The organism is Rhizobium sp. 9140 (assembly GCF_900067135.1).
Classification (GTDB): domain Bacteria; phylum Pseudomonadota; class Alphaproteobacteria; order Rhizobiales; family Rhizobiaceae; genus Ferranicluibacter.
Genome location: NZ_FJUR01000002.1, coordinates 442,716 through 458,097, shown reverse-complemented (window position 1 = coordinate 458,097; position 15,382 = coordinate 442,716). Strand labels below are relative to the sequence as shown.

At 63.1% G+C, this 15,382-nt stretch carries 10 protein-coding genes; 7 read left to right on the top strand and 3 right to left on the bottom strand.

Features of this window, described 5'->3' with window-relative positions:
- Nucleotides 1–8 precede the first annotated feature (8 nt).
- The gene (locus GA0004734_RS19445; RefSeq protein WP_092937112.1) at nucleotides 9–7,118 is read right to left on the bottom strand and encodes a VCBS domain-containing protein; all 7,110 of its coding nucleotides are present in this window, start codon (nucleotides 7,116–7,118) and stop codon (nucleotides 9–11) included.
- Nucleotides 7,119–7,222: 104 nt separating this feature from the next.
- Nucleotides 7,223–7,513, bottom strand: a complete 291-nt coding sequence (locus GA0004734_RS19440) for a hypothetical protein (RefSeq protein WP_092937110.1) — start codon at nucleotides 7,511–7,513, stop codon at nucleotides 7,223–7,225.
- A 267-nt stretch (nucleotides 7,514–7,780) separates the two neighbouring features.
- Between GA0004734_RS19440 and GA0004734_RS19435 the strand changes: the two genes are divergently transcribed.
- Genes GA0004734_RS19435 through GA0004734_RS19420 form a run of 4 tightly spaced genes read left to right on the top strand, consistent with a single transcriptional unit; the run spans nucleotide 7,781 to nucleotide 11,204 of the window.
- Nucleotides 7,781–8,539 carry a GntR family transcriptional regulator gene (locus tag GA0004734_RS19435; protein WP_092937108.1) on the top strand — a complete coding sequence of 253 codons (759 nt, stop codon included), beginning with the start codon at nucleotides 7,781–7,783 and terminating at the stop codon, nucleotides 8,537–8,539.
- Nucleotides 8,532–8,885 (top strand): TIGR04076 family protein, encoded by a 354-nt coding sequence (locus tag GA0004734_RS19430; RefSeq protein ID WP_092937106.1) that lies wholly within the window; start codon nucleotides 8,532–8,534, stop codon nucleotides 8,883–8,885. The genes GA0004734_RS19435 and GA0004734_RS19430 overlap by 8 nt, the downstream gene beginning before the upstream one ends.
- 10 nt (nucleotides 8,886–8,895) lie before the next feature.
- Complete coding sequence (locus GA0004734_RS19425; RefSeq protein WP_092937103.1) at nucleotides 8,896–9,942, top strand: aldo/keto reductase; 1,047 nt, start codon at nucleotides 8,896–8,898, stop codon at nucleotides 9,940–9,942.
- A 2-nt stretch (nucleotides 9,943–9,944) separates the two neighbouring features.
- Nucleotides 9,945–11,204, top strand: coding sequence for an ABC transporter substrate-binding protein (locus tag GA0004734_RS19420; protein ID WP_092937101.1), 1,260 nt, complete (start codon nucleotides 9,945–9,947; stop codon nucleotides 11,202–11,204).
- A 45-nt stretch (nucleotides 11,205–11,249) separates the two neighbouring features.
- On the opposite strand, the gene GA0004734_RS19415 is transcribed toward GA0004734_RS19420, so the two are convergent.
- Nucleotides 11,250–12,338, bottom strand: coding sequence for a lactonase family protein (locus GA0004734_RS19415; protein ID WP_092937099.1), 1,089 nt, complete (start codon nucleotides 12,336–12,338; stop codon nucleotides 11,250–11,252).
- A 130-nt stretch (nucleotides 12,339–12,468) separates the two neighbouring features.
- Here GA0004734_RS19415 and GA0004734_RS19410 point away from each other — a divergent pair, with 130 nt between their 5' ends.
- Genes GA0004734_RS19410 through GA0004734_RS19400 form a run of 3 tightly spaced genes read left to right on the top strand, consistent with a single transcriptional unit; the run spans nucleotide 12,469 to nucleotide 15,365 of the window.
- A complete protein-coding gene (locus tag GA0004734_RS19410; protein ID WP_092937097.1) occupies nucleotides 12,469–13,017 on the top strand; it encodes a MaoC family dehydratase in 549 nt (182 codons plus the stop codon).
- Between the two features lie 6 nt (nucleotides 13,018–13,023).
- Entirely contained in the window at nucleotides 13,024–14,223 is a 1,200-nt protein-coding gene (locus tag GA0004734_RS19405; RefSeq protein WP_092937095.1) for a CaiB/BaiF CoA transferase family protein, read from the top strand.
- Nucleotides 14,224–14,249: 26 nt separating this feature from the next.
- Nucleotides 14,250–15,365 (top strand): ABC transporter substrate-binding protein, encoded by a 1,116-nt coding sequence (locus GA0004734_RS19400; protein WP_092938188.1) that lies wholly within the window; start codon nucleotides 14,250–14,252, stop codon nucleotides 15,363–15,365.
- The last annotated feature ends 17 nt before the right edge of the window (nucleotides 15,366–15,382 follow it).

Here is a 15,382-nt window from a genome sequence, read left to right as displayed (position 1 = left end):
TCAGGCCATCAGTTCGTCAGATGGTCGATTGCCGTCGGCTGTGCGGAGTCGTGGAACCAGACGGCTTCGACATTGTGCAGGACGTCATGGCCGTCGTGAGCGCTGGTCATGAGAATGCTGCCATCCGCTTCCTTGACGAAGCTGTAGTCGGCGGCATTGCCTGAAAGACGGAGCACATCATAGCCCTGTGCGCCATCGACCGTATCGTTCCCGCCACGGGATTCGAGGATGTTGTCGCCGGCATTGCCGAGGATGAAGTCGTCGCCGTCGGTGCCGTAGAATGTCGCGGTGTCGAGTGTGACGGCCTTTGCCATGCCTGTCGACATGGCAGAGGCGGCGAGGCCCTGGATATGCCCGTCCCCTGCCGCAACAGCGATGACGGCCACCGGCTCGATGGAGGCCTTCGCCGTCTCGAAGGTTGTGTAGGTCACGCCATGCCAGGTGACGGCGCGGCCGAGCGTGTTCCAGCTTCCATCATCGAGCATCTGCCAGCCCGCTGCCTTGGCAACTGCTGCGAAAGCGGTCTTCTCGGCGGTGCTGGCAAGGACCAGCTCGATGCTGTCTGTGCCCGCGCCACCGGCGATGGTGCCTGCGCTGTCGCGGTCGGTGCTGCCGATCCGCAGCTTGTCGTTACCAGCGCCGAGATTGACGGCGCCGTCGATCTGCCAGTTCTTGCCGATTTCGACGATTTCGGACCCCGAGCCCGCGCCGATGAAAGCGCCTTTCAGCGTCAGATCGTCACCGATCTTCACCGTCGTGGTGTTGTTGATGCCCTGAAGAGACATGGCGCCGTCGATCGTGACGTTGTTTCCGAGCGTCACGGTCTTCGTGGCATTGCTGCCGTTGGCGTAGAAAACGCCTCCAATGGACGACCCGTTGCCAATCCTGACGTCGATTTCCATCACATCCGCCGCCGTGCCGCTGCCGTCGATGACCATGGCATAGTCGGTCGTGACCTTCTCGCCCAGCGTCAGCATCTGCGATGCCTTGGCGCCGCCGCCGTTCATCAGGACGTAGCTGATCTTCGAGCCATCGCCGACGGTCACCGCATTGGCAGCGCCCGCATTGCTCATCAAGATATCGCCGCCGTTGAGGTTGGCGTTCTTGCCGAGCGTCAGGTTGGAGGCGCCCGAACTGCCATCGAAGTTGAGTGTGCCGGCCTTCAGGGTAAAGTTGTCACCGGCCGTCAGGCTGTTGGCGCCGCCGGCAAAATAGGTGCCGTTCTGTAGGGTAACGTCCGAGCCCAGAATGAAGGCGTCGGCGCCGGCCGTCGCCTGCAGGCTATCGATCGCCGTCTTCACGGCGACCGCCGACGTGCCAGCCACAAACGTCGTCTTCACGGCTTCGAAGCTCGTATAGGTGTTGCCCTGCCAGCTCAGCGCACGGCCCTGCGGATCCCAGGACCCGTCCGCCTTGCGAACCCAGTTTGCGGCGGATGCCGCGCTTTCGAACGAAGCGCGCAGGTCGTCCGTCATGACGATGTCGAGGCTGTCCGTGCCGGCGCCGCCGGAGATGATGCCCGCGCCGTCGCGGGTCGTGGTGCCGATCCGCAGCGTGTCGTTGCCGCCACCCAGATCGACCTGACCATCGATCTGCCAGTTCCGGCCGATCTCGACGGTTTCCACGCCCGAGCCCGCGCCGTTGAAGTTACCCTTCAGAGTCAGGTCGTCGCCGATCTTCACCGTCGTCGTGTTGTTCGTGCCCTGGAGGGAGAGCGCGCCGTCGATCGTGACGGCATCACCGAGCGTCACCCGCTTCGCCGCATTGTTGCCGTTCGCAGTGAGAGCGCCGCCGACCAGGGAGCCGTTGCCGATCGTGACCGCGAGTTCCATCGCGTCCGCGGCGGTGCCGCTGCCGTTCATGACGATCGCGTAATCCGTCGTCACCTTCTGACCGAGCGTCAGCGTCTGCGACGCATCGGCGCCGCCGCCGTTCATGAGGACGTAGCTGATCTTCGATCCGTCGCCCACGGCGACCGAGTTTGCGGCCCTGTCCTCGCTCATCAGGATGTCGCCGCCGTTGAGGTTGGCGTTCTTTCCAAGCGTCAGGCTCGCCGGTCCGGTGCTCGCATCGAAGTTGAGCGTACCGGCCTTGAGTACGAAGTTGTCGCCTGCCGTCAGGCTGTTGGCGCCCGCGCCGAAACTGCCGCCCTGGTTCAGGGTGGTGTTGTCGCCGAAAACAATGGCGTCCGCGCCGGCCCCGACCTGGAGAGCGGAGACGATCGTCGGGCCTGCTTCGGCGTCGCTCGCGCCGGTGATCGTCACCACCGCGGTTCGGGTCGTCCGACCGCCATGGCCGTCATCGACGATGATGTCGTAGGACTGGGTGAGAACCTCTCCTGCCTTGAGCTTGTCGAGAGCGCTGTCTTCGGCAGAGAACGTCCAACCTATCCTGCCGTTCTCGGCCCGGGTGAGGGTGAAGGCGCCGAGATAGTCGGCGGCCTTTGCCGTAAACGTCGCGGTGTGGCTGTCGCTGAGGTCTGCGTCGGAGAAGGCGATCGAACCGGGTGTCGTCAGGCTCGTCCGGTTCTCCCCGGCCAAGCCATCCACCAGTTCCGTGATCCCGCCCGAGAACACGGATGCGCTCGTGTGAATGACCGGCGCATCGTTGGTCCCGGTCATCGTGACGCTGACCGGTTGCGTCGTCCGGCCGCCCCGGCCGTCGTCGATGGTGACGTCATAGACCTGAACGCGCGTTTCGCCTGCGCCGAGGAAATCGACAGTGTGCGAGGGAACGGAGAAGGTCCAGCCGACCTCATTGGCGGATGCCGTGCCGAGAAGGAGTTCGCCCAGATAGTTTGCGCCGCGAGCGGTCGCCGTGACGGTCGGCACGCTGCCGGCAGCGTCAGCATCCGCAAAGGCGAGAGAGCCGCTGACGCTCGGATCGGAACCCGCCTGTCCCGTCGGCTCCGCAATGGTTCCGACCAGCGTCGAGCTTGCGACATCGACGACCGGTGCGACGTTGACACTGACATCGTCATGGGCACCGCGAATGGTGACGGAGACGGTTTCCGTCGCCTTGCCGCCATGGCCGTCATCCACGGTCACCTGATAGGATTGCGTCAGCACCTCATCGGCATCCAGCCGGTCGATCGCTGCGTCTCCCACCTGGAACGTCCAGCCAAGCTTGCCACCCGAGACGGTGCCAAGGCTGAACGTGCCGAGATAGTTCGCACCGCTGGCAACGTAGCTCACCGCCTGCTTGTCGGTGATATCCGCATCGGCAACGCTGATCGCACCGGTCGCCGTATGGGTCGCCTGGTTCTCCTGCGGCGCGCCGTCTGCCAGCTCGGCAACCGCGCCGGAGAGCGTTGATGTCGCGGCGGTGATGACGGGCGCGTCGTTGGAACCGGTGATCGTTACGGTAACGGTCTCTGTCGTGCTGGCACCCTTGCTGTCGGTGATCCGGACATCATAGAACTGCGTGCGCACCTGTCCCTCTGCCAGCCAGTCCAGCGCGCCGCTGTTGACGGAATAAACCCACGGCAGAAGGCCGAACTGCGCCGAGGTCGGCTGCTTGTAGTCGATGGTCCCGAGATATCCGCCGTCGCGCGGCGTGATCGTCACGCTGTGTGTGTCGCCGAGGTTCCTGTCGGTGAACTCGATCGTACCGTTGGTCTTCAGGATGGTGCTGTTTTCGCCGATCTTTCCGTCGGAAAGCTCGCTGACCGCACCGGTCTTCGTGGTGCCGGAGGCAACCACCTCAGGCGCGTCGTTGCGGCCTGCGACCTTCAGTTCGGCACTTTCGAAATTGGTGAAGGTCATGCCCCGCCAGGTGAGGTTGCCGCGGGGCGTCCAGGCGTCATTGCCGAGCGCGACCCAGCCCGCCGCCTTTGCCGCCGCTTCGAAGCTGGCGAGATCGCTGGCGTCGATGCTGAGGGATAGTGCGTCCTTGCCAGCGCCGCCGTCGAACGTGGTCGGCGTCGTATCGACCGTGGAGAGGCCGAGGCTCAGCCGGTCATCGCCACCGCCCAGATTGACGCGGCCGTCGATGTTCCAGTTCTTGCCGAGCGTGACCGTATCGACGCCGGTCGTGCTGCCGGTCAGTGCACCGCGCAGGGTGAAGTTGTCGCCGGCTTTGATCGTATTGACGTTCTGCGCGCCGTTCAGCGTCATCGCGCCGCCCACGGTCACGCCGGATCCGAAGTCGAACGTCTTGGTGGAATAGGCGCCATCTGCATCGATGCCGCCGCCGATGCTGACGCCATCGCCAAGCTTGATCTTCATCGCGGCGAAATTCGCAGCCGTGCCGGCGCCGTCCATGTCGATGGCGGCATCCGACTTCGACCGGTCGCCGATCGTCACCGTATTGACCGTGCCGGCGCCCGAGCCATCGGCGCGGATGAGGCTGAAGGTCGTTTCGTCACCGAGGACGACCGTGTTCTTGATGCCGCCCTTGCCCATGAGAATGTCACCGCCATTCAGGCGGGCGCCCATGCCGGTGGACACGGAGGCGGAATGCAGACTGTTGCTGAAATCGAGATTGCCAGCTTTCAACTCGAAGAAGTTGCCGGCCTCCAGCCGGTTCGAGCCGCCGCCGAAGTCGCCGCCTGTGAGCAGACGGACGTTGTCGCCGAAGACAACGCTATCGTCCGCCTTTGTCGTTGCAAGGCGGGAGACCACGGTAACCTGGCTGTCCGTCGGGAAGCCCGGATCGTCCGAGCCGCGCAGCGTGACGGAGATCGTCTGCACGGTGATACCGCCATGGCCATCGTTGATGGCGACGTCATAGATCTGCACGACCTCCTGTCCTTCCGTGAGCTTGTCGAGAGCGGCGTCATTGACTTTGTAGGTCCAGGTGATCGAGCCGGTCTTCACGCCGACGCCGGTCGTCGGATTGCCGATTGTCAACTGGCCGAGATAGTCCGCGCCTTTCGGCGTGATACTCGCGGTGTGGGCTTCCGCGTCGGCATCCGCAAAGGCGATGATGCCGCTCGTGGTCAGTTCGGTTTTGTTCTCGCCGGGCGTGCCGTTCTTCAGTTCGGTCACGTCTCCGGCAACGGTCGAGTATTTCGTAAACACCTTCGGTGCGTCGTTTCCGGCGGTGTCGTCCACATCCGGCACGAGCAGGCCGCAGAGGCAGACGGCTTCGCCGGTCGTGGCGCAGGGGCTGCTTGGCGCGGACGGATCGAGGTCGGCGAAATTGCCGTAGTTCGCGATCTTCAGGTCGCGGATCAGGCCGACGAAATGGGCATCGCCGGACACGCTGGATTCGCCGATGAGGTAGTGCGCGCGATCGACGTCGGCGGGAACGACCCCCTGACCTTCCTTCAGGACGTCGGAATTCTTGATGATGCGCATGACGCCGTTCGGATCGACACCGACGCGCCATGTCGCGGTTTCACCCTCGACGATCGCGTTGGTCGCGACCACACGGTAGGTCTCGCCACCCTGCTTGATGACGAACTCGATGTCGCTGGTATCGCGGACCTGGCCCAGCCAGATGTTCTGCGCATCGGGGCCGTTGCCGAGGTCGAAGATCTTCTGGTTCTTGCCACCGGCCAGATCGTCGAAGCGCGCGCTGACGGCCAGTGCGAAGGCGCCGTCGATCTGCTCGTTGTCGATCGCATAGATGGTCGCGCCGCCGCCCTGAAGATTGTCGGTCTGCTGGAGATCGACCATGTCGACGCCGACCATCTTGGCGACGGAGGGGACGCCGTTCTTGTCCACGACGAACATCATCCACGTGCCGGGGATGGCGACGTTGGCCTTCGGGATCGTGATCTCAACCGTGTTGCCGTCGATGATCTTGTGTTCAAGCTCCACGAACCGCACGTCGGCATTGCGCGCATGCGTGTTGGCGCCGGACTTGATGAAGGTGATCTTGTCGATGTCGGACGTGTCGTCCACGGTGATGCGGATGACGCTGTCGGTATCGATGTTGGTCGGCGCGGAAACGATCGACGGCCGGTCGCTGGTCGGATTGCCGTTTGCGTCGAACAGGTAGGACGGGTTGAGAATCTGGAAATTGGCATTCTCTTCCGGACCCGGCGAACCGCTGCCGCCGGAGTAGATCGTGCCGTCGGGTAGGAGAAGCGCGCTCGAATGATACATCCGGGCGAGATCCTGCTTCTCGGAATAGGTGACGGTGCCCGTAGCGGGATCCCAGAAGAGCACGGAGTGCTGTGCGCTACCCAGATTGTCGGCCAGCAGGCCGGCGCTGGATGAGCCGCCGACCATGGCGACCTTGCCATCCGGCATCATGATGAAGGTGCCGTTGGTGCGGGCGACGAGACCGCCGCCGTTTTCATTGTTGATCGAGAAGGCGAGCTCCCACTTGATCGTCGGCTGCGACAGGTCGGCCTTCCAGACCTGGCCCGTGCTCGAGGCGACGATGACCTTGTCGGTCTCGTACATCATGGAGCCGGTGAGATTGCGGGTGTCGAAAGGCAGCTTGCCGATCTTCTGCATGGAGCCTTCGCCGTGCACGTCCATGCGGTAGACGTCGTGGCCGGAATTGCTGGTGCCGCCCGCCTCGATAATGATGACCGAACCATCGGTGACCTGCCAGGCGTGCGGATAGTAATAGGTGCCGGTCAGCGTTCCCTCGCCGTCCTTCATGTCGCCCATGTAGGTGCCTGATAGCTGCCGCATGCCCGTTTCGCTGTTGTAGATCTCGGCAAAGGTCGAGCCGTTGGAGTTCTCGTCACGGCCGCCGACCATCAGGATCTCGCCGTTGCTCAGCGTCACCGTGGTGCCGTACCAGCGGGCCTGATGCAGGGCGAAGCTCGAGTCTTCCTGCGAGATGTTGCGGATCGACTGGGTGGTGTAGTCGAACATCACGACATCGTGCCGCCCGGTCCAGGTGCCGCCGGCTTCACCGGTATTGTGGTTGTCGCCGCCCATGATGATGACGTTGCCCGTGTTCGGGTCGATCGACATCTGCGAGCAGAAGATGTTGGTGCCCGTGGTATTGGGCAGAACCTTGAGCACACCCGTGACCGGATCGTAGATGGAGTAGACGAAGCGCGCGTCGTAGTCTCCGGCAACGCCGTCCGTGCCGAATGCGAGCACCTTGCCGTCCGGCAGGACGATGGAGTGAAGCGGAATGAGGGCGTCCTTGATGACGGCACCCCATTCGCCGTTGCCATTCGTATCCTTTGAGGTCAGGTTGGCCATTGGTCATACTCCATGGGATGAACAGACTGCCAAGGCGTCAGCCTGCAGTGTTCCGAAACGATCAGAAATGAAAATGCGGACCGCGGGGCGGTCGAGAGCCTGCTTTAGCGGACCGGTTGAAGCACGAGAGTACCGGCTGGGCGCAGCCGTGCGGCGATGGTCGTCGCCACCAGGAGGGCGACGCCGAGAGCGGCGGCCGGGCAGCCCCAGCAATGGACGGCGTCGGCAAACATCGAGCCCGAAACATCGGCCGAACTGCCGCAGATCGAGCCGATGAAGGCGTCTGCCGTCGGCAGGTGCGCAACGATCTTCGCCGTACCCGCCGCCGTCAGCATGGCGCCGAGACCGGCGAAGCCCATAAAGTAAGCAGCCTGGTTTTCGGAGTGATGGGTCATAGGATCCTCGTCAGTATACATCACCTTATATCGAGGAACAGTAATCCCGAAACTTCTTAAATAAGAAGAAAAATGCGCGATTTCTAAAATTCGACCGATCTATACGGTTAATTTTAACGCTGATGTCAGGGTCTTTCTTCGGCATCTTGCGCGGTTGCGGTCCCAAAGGCGCACGGAAGGCACTTGATTTGATCGGTGATGTTTGATCAAACTCAGTCAACTGAGGAGCATGATATCGAAGACCGCACAGCCGCGGGAGCGTGGGAGATGGCAATAGGAACGGGAGGCGATCTGCGAAACGCACCCACTGCCGCTGGCGTCGAGACGCAAGCGATCTCGCCGGTCGGGCGCGAGACGCTGCAGGATCGCGTTTATGCTCAGCTGCGGAATTCTTTGATCAACGGCATGTTCGATGCCGGCGACGTGCTGCGCATCGTCGATCTGGCCGAGCGGTTGCAGACCAGCACCATGCCGGTGCGCGAGGCGCTGGGGCGTCTCGTGTCGGAAAAGGCGCTGGAGTCGCTGCCGAACCGCTCCGTCCGCGTGCCGCTCATCACCCGCGCGCGGCTCGACGATCTCGCCCGCGCCCGGATTCTCATCGAAGGACGGATGGTCTCGCTTGCCTTGCCGCATCTGACGCGGGAGGATGTCGCTATCCTGAAGCAGGCCAATGTGGATTGCGATGCCGCCTTCGAGACGCATGGCAAGGATATCGGCCATGTCACCTCCGCGCTGAACCAGCGCTTCCACTTTCATCTCTACAGCGTCGCCCGCTCCCCCGTTCTCCTGTCTATTGTCGAAAGCCTCTGGCTCCAGTCCGGCGCCATCATCCGTCAGGCGGCGCAGATCCACGACGAGCAGGGTGGGCTCGCCGCAACCGATCATCACTGGGCGCTGATCGCAGCGCTTGAAGCGCGCGACGAGGATGCGGCGCTGCGTTCGCTCACCAATGACATCAGCCGCTCCTTCGACCTCATCCGGGGACGGCTCGATGCACAGCAAAACGTGGAGGTGCGCTATGGCTGAGGCTGGCGATGACGGCTTCGAGTTGTTCGATCTGCGCGTGGACGTGGTCATTCCCGAGGGCGGGGCGGTCTATTGCGGCGCGAAGCCGGGCGATCATTTCGAGCTGCGCGGCGAAATGCTGCATCTGCCGGTGGGGCAGGGCCTGTCGATCTATTCGCTCGCCTCCGTGCTGCCGCTGCTTGCGGCGAAGCAGCGGCCCACCCACCGCAACGACTGGATGACGACGGATGCGGAGATCGCCTGTCCGGACCCGAACTGTTCCACGCGGTTGCGGATCACCCGCCTGGGCCGGCGACGTTTCAGCCACGCCGCGACCACCGCAGTCCCCTTGAACGACGAAACATAGGCCTGAAGACATGCAGCGCATCGCCATCGCCCCCGACTACGAGATTTCCCGCGTCATCCGCGGCGGCTGGCAGTTGGCCGGCGGCCATGGCGCTGTCGATGCCGATTCTGCGGTGGAGCATATGATCGCATTTGCAGATGCCGGCATCACCACATTCGACTGTGCCGACATCTATACCGGCGTGGAGGAGCTGATCGGCCGCTTCCGGCTCGCCTATGGCAACCTGCGGGGTGCAGAGGCGCTGTCGCGCATCCGGGTCCATACGAAGTTCGTGCCCGACCTTGCCGTCCTGCCCACCATCGACAAGGCCTATGTCGAGGGCGTGATCGACACCTCGCGCAAGCGGCTGAACCTCGAGACACTCGATCTCGTCCAGTTTCACTGGTGGGCGCTCGACGTGCCCGGCTGGCTGGAGACGGCCGGCTGGTTGAAGGAACTCTCGGAAGAGGGCAGGATCGGAAAGGTCAGCCTGACAAATTTCGACGCAGACCACGTGGCGGCGATCATTCATGCCGGCGTTCCCGTCGCCTCCCTTCAACTGCAATATTCGCTGCTCGACCAGCGACCTGAAAAGCGTATGGTCGACCTCGCGCGCGAGAAGGGGTTTGCCTTGCTTTGCTACGGCACGGTCGCCGGCGGCTTCCTCAGCGATCGCTGGCTGGGCCAGGTGGAGCCGGAGCATCCGCTCGAAAACCGGTCGCTGACCAAGTACAAGCTGATCATCGATGATTTCGGTGGATGGGACCTTTTCCAGTCTCTTCTACAGACGCTGCGGCGCATTGCCGACCGCCACAAGACCGACATCGCGACGGTCGCGAGTGCAGCCATGTTGACGAAGCCCACCGTTGCCGGCGTCATCGTCGGTGCGCGCAACCGCAGCCATCTGCCCGCCAATCTCGCCATTTGCGATATCGTGCTGAACGACGAAGACCATGCGGCGCTGGCAGACGTCCTTACTGAAGCCCGGCCGCTGGACGGCGATGTCTATACGCTGGAACGCGACCGCACGGGCCGTCACGGCGCCATCATGAAATACAATCTCAACAAAGGGGAATAGGAATGAGACCGTCACATCTGCTCGCAGCGCTTTTCACCACGCTGGCAGCCTCCACATCGCCCGCTTTCTCGGCCGATTGCGACATCACCGTCGGCCTCGTCATGGAACTGACAGGCCCCGCTGGCGAATATGGTCAGGCGGGGGCAAAATCCGTCGAGATGGCCTTCCGTGACATCAACGACGCCGGTGGCGTCGGTGGCTGCAAGGTCGTGGCCGATACACGCGACAGTCAGAGCCAGGGCAATGTTGCCGTCGATCAGGCGACGCAGCTCGTCAACATCAAGAAGGTGCCGGTCATCATCGGCGGCATCATTTCCTCGGTGTCCATTCCGATCCTGACCTCGGTCACGGCGCCGGCCGGCGTCGTGCAGATCTCGCCGGCCTCCTCGTCGCCGACGCTCACTGCGCTCGGCCGTGATGGCAAGACGAACGGCGTGTTCTTCCGCACCATCACCTCGGATGCGCTGCAGGGAACGGCGGCTGCAAAATATGCGATCGACCAGGGCCTGAAGAAGATCGCCATCATCAACGTCAACAACGACTTCGGCGTCAACATGGTGCGGGAGTTCAAGACGGCTTACGAAAAGCTCGGCGGCACCATCACCACCACGACGCCCTATAACGAGAAGCAGTCCAGCTATGCCTCGGAAGCAAGCGCCGCCATGGCGGGCGAGCCGGATGCGCTTTACCTCGTTAGCACGCCGGTGGATGGCGCGACGATCGCCCGCGCCTGGATCTCCGGCGGCGGCAAGCAGACGTTCCTCCTGAACGACGGCATGAACTCCAAGGACTTCATCGAAAGCGTTGGCGCGCAATATCTGGAAAATGCCTACGGCACCTCGTCCGGCACCAGCCCGACCGCTTCGACGGACTATTTCAACGCCAATTACGAGGCCTTCTCCGGCGGCATCGCGCCGTCGGCGCCGGCGGCCGATCGTTCCTACGATGCCGGTGCGATCGTCGGACTTGCCATTGCCAAGGCGGGCAAATCGGATGCAGCGGCCATCAAGGCCGCGATGCGCGAGGTCGTGGCCGACGGCGGCACGCCGATCCACGCCGGCAAGCAAGAGTTCGTCAAGGCCCTGGCGCTGATCAAGGAGGGCAAACCTGTGAAGTATGAGGGCGTCATCGGCCCGGTCAGCTTCGACCAGTATGGCGACATCACCGGTCCCTTCCGCTTGTGGAAGATCACGAACGGTGATGTGACCACCGTGGGCGAACTGAGTGCCGAAGAGGTCGGCAAGCTGAAGGACGGCAAGTAAGTCTGAGGAGGGCCGGCGGGCATACCCTGCCGGCCTCTCGGCCGATCACGCGAAACGAATGCACATGGGCGTGCCCACGGCGATCGTCTTTCCGCTCGGTGTCAGGCTGCCCGTGTCCGCATCGCGCGTGAAGATCGTGATGACGTCGGCGTTCTGGTTGGCGCAAAGGAGGTGCCGGCCTGACGGTGAGATCGCAAGGTTTCGCGGGGTCTCGCCGCCGCAGGGCGTATGGGCGACATGCTTCAGTTGGCCGGTGGCGTCATTGACGGCAAAGGTGACGATGCTGTCGTGTCCGCGGTTCGAGCCATAGACGAAACGACCGTCCGGCGAGATCTGGATATCGGCGCAGTGATTGCCGTCGCGGGAATCCTCGGGTACGGCGGGTTTGGCATCGACGGGCGTCAGCCGGCCGTCGGTGCTGACAGCGTAACTTGCAATGGTCGAGTCGAGCTCGTTCATCACGAAGATCCAGCCTCCGCCGGGATGAAGTGCGACATGCCGGGGACCGGCCCCAGGCGCGGTCTTGCAGACATGGCGGCGCGTCAGGCTGCCCTCGTCTCCGATGGTATAGGTGGTCAGCGTATCCGTACCGAGATCTGCGACCAGCAGCAGGTTTGGCCCAATGCGCGTAACGCTATGGGCGTGGCTACGCTCCTGCCGTTCGGTATCCGGCCCGGTTCCCGCCTGCTGCACGCTGGAGACAGGTGGCGTCAGGCTCCCGTCCTCCCGAATGCCATAGACCACGAGCGCTTGATCCGGTCCGCCGGCACCCATGCCGTAATTGACGACGAACAGCCATCTGCCATCGTCCGAAAGTGTATTGTGCGCCGTGATGCTGCCGAGGGTCGGCTGCATGCCGATCGGCGCGAATCGTCCCGTTGCCCGATCGAAGGACAGGGCAGAGACCAGACCTTCCGCCCAGCCGAAGATCTCGGAATTGGCATAGACCCGGCGCCCATCCGGCGTGACCGAGAGGAAGGTCGGGTTGTCGATGCCGGTAAAGCCGGCAATCGTCTCTACCGCCAGCGTATCCTCATCGAAGCTGAAGACCGTCAGGCCCGTGCCGCGCGCGCCTTGAAAATACGGCGCCTCGCGATTGAGCGATCCGACAAACACCAGGCAAGGCTCCGCCATGTCTCTTCCTCCCATTTCCACCGTCTTCCAACGGTTCCTTTTCCCGTGGCGAGAATGGTCGATGCCTCTTGCAAAAGCAATCCATATGTGAACACTATCTTCACATAAGAAAATGCGGAGGAGGAGCTTCGTGGAGACGTTTCAGCCGACTGTGGGTGTGGAAAGCACCTTTCCCTCGGATATGCCGGCAGACCATGCGGGCCTCCCGGTTTGGAATGCGGAGAACTGGTTCTACGAGGATTGGCCGGTCGGTCAGAAGATCCGTTCGCTGCGCCGCACCCTTGGGGAATCCGACAGTCATCTCTTCAACACGCTCGTGACCGACATCCATCCGTACGTTCAGGACGAGATGTTTGCCCGGCGGGACGGCGTCTTCGGTCGTCGGCTCGTTGCCGGTGCCTTCGTTTTTTCCGCAGGCCTCGGCCTCGTCGCCACGAATTGCGTCAATGCCTTTTCCTACGGCTATGACAGGCTGCGCTTCATCAAGCCGGTCTTCATCGGCGACACGATCTACACGATCCGGACCAATATGGAGAAGAAGCCGCGCACGGCGGATCTCGGCCTGATCAGGGCCAGCTACGAGATCTTCAAGGGCGAGGGCGAGTTGGTGCTCTACTGCAAGCATCTCCAGACCGTCCGCTACAAGAACCCCGGCGCCATCGTCGTCATCGAAAAGTAAGCCGTTATGCCCATATCCGATATTCCAGCCTTCACAACCCCAGCCGCAGCGGACCAGACCGAACTTCCCTTGAGCGGGCTCCTTGTCGTGGATATGAGCCAGTTCCTGTCCGGCCCTTATTGTTCGCTCCGCCTGATGGATCTCGGCGCCCGCGTGATCAAGATCGAGCGGCCCGATGGCGGCGACCTTTCGCGGCGGCTCTACCTGAGCGATACGGAGATCGGCGGCGACTCCACGATTTTCCACGCGATCAACCGCGCCAAGGAAAGCCTGGCGATCGACTTGAAGAACGCCGGCGACCTCGCAGCGCTCCGTAAACTGCTGCAAAGCGCCGACGTCGTCATCCAGAATTTCCGTCCTGGCGTCATCGAGCGGCTGGGGCTCGACTATGCCAAAGTGAAGGCGATCAATCCGCGTATCGTCTTCTGCTCGATCAGTGGTTACGGCAACGAAGGCCCCTGGGTGTCGCGTCCGGGACAGGATCTTCTGGCGCAGTCGCGTTCCGGCGTCATGTGGCTGAATGGCGACGAGGGGCAGGGGCCGGTACCCTTCGGGCTCGCCATTGGCGACATGCTGGCCGGTGCGGCTGCCGCGCAGGGCATTCTTGCCGCGCTCGTGCGGCGCGGCGTGACGGGCAAAGGCAGTCACGTGGAAACCAGCCTGCTCGAAGCTCTGGTCGATCTGCAGTTCGAGGTGCTGACCACGCATCTGAACGACGGTCGTCGTTTGCCGAAGCGTTCGGATTTCCGCAGTGCACACGCCTATCTCTCGGCCCCCTACGGCGTCTATCCCGCAGCCGACGGATACCTCGCCATCGCGATGACCCCGATCCCGAAACTGGCGGACCTTCTGGAGATGGACGAGCTCGCCATGTTCCGGGACGATCCGTCGAGCTGGTTTACCGCGCGGGATGCGATCAAGGCGCTGATCGCCAAACGCATATCCGAAAAGACCATCGACGAATGGCTCGCCATCCTGGAGCCGGCGGATATCTGGTGCGCAAAGGTGATGGACTGGAAGGAGCTGATGGAAAGCGACGGCTTTCAGCATCTCGACATGCTGCAAACGGTCTCTCGCGACGATGGCGTCTCCATCCACACCACGCGGTCGCCGCTCAGGATCGATGGCGTGCGCCCCACGTTCGATCGGGCAGCGCCCCGGATCGGTGAGCAGAGCGCGGCGATCCGTGAGGAGTTTGGCCTGTGAACACGCACCGCATCACCCTCAAGGGCATGACCTGGAACCACCCGCGCGGCTACGATCCGATGGTCGCCTGCTCGCGTCTCTGGCAGGAGCAGACCGGCGTCACCATCACTTGGGACAAACGCTCTTTGCAGGATTTCGAGACCTATCCCGTCGAGGAGCTGGCGCGGGCCTACGACCTCATCGTCATCGATCATCCGCATGTCGGCCAGATCACGCGCGAGAACTGCCTCGCGCCACTCGACGTGCCGGAGAAGGCGGCGGAGGCAGCGGCTCTTCGTGCCGGCAGCGTTGGTGCATCCTTTCCGAGCTATCACTGGCAGGGCCGGCAATGGGGCTTGCCCATCGATGCGGCAACGCAGGTGCAGGCCTTTCGGCCGGATCTCCTGTCCGCACCCCCGCAGCGGTGGGTAGACATGCTGGATCTCGCACGCGAAGGCCGCGTGCTGCTGCCGCTTCGCCCGCCGCACAGCCTCATGAGTTTCTACACGCTGGCGGCCAATCTAGGCACGCCTTGTGCCGTCGAGGGCGAGGAACTCATCGCGCCGGAGGCCGGTGCGGCTGCGTTCGAGGCGCTGCGGGAACTCGCCGCCCTCGTCCCCTCAATGTGCTTCGAGATGGACCCCATCGCCGTCTTCGAAGCCATGGCGGATACCGGCTCGACCTATGCCATGACGCCGTTGATCTACGGCTATGTCAGCTATGCCATGGACGGGTTTCGGGAGAAGCCCATTCACTTCTGCAACATACCCTCCGCGGGCCGGAACGGCCCTGTCGGGTCTGCACTGGGCGGCACCGGCATCGCGGTTTCCGCTTTTTCTGCCTCGCCCCTTGAAGCGATCGACTTTGCCTATTGGATCGCCAGCGGCGATGTCCAGAAGGGCCTCTATGCCGCTTCCGGTGGGCAGCCGGGGCATGCGGCGGCCTGGGACGACGAGACGGTGAACGCCACGACGGCCGATTTCTACCGTGCCACGCGGGCAACGCTGGAGACTGCCTGGGTTCGCCCGCGGCACGATGGCTACATGGTGTTCCAGCAGGCGGCTTCCGACCGGATCAATCGCGGCCTTCTGGAAAAGCGTCCGCCGGCAGAGGTCGTCGCCGACCTCAACCGCCTGTTCCGCGAGAGTTTCAAGACGATTTAATATCCCGGCGGAGGAGC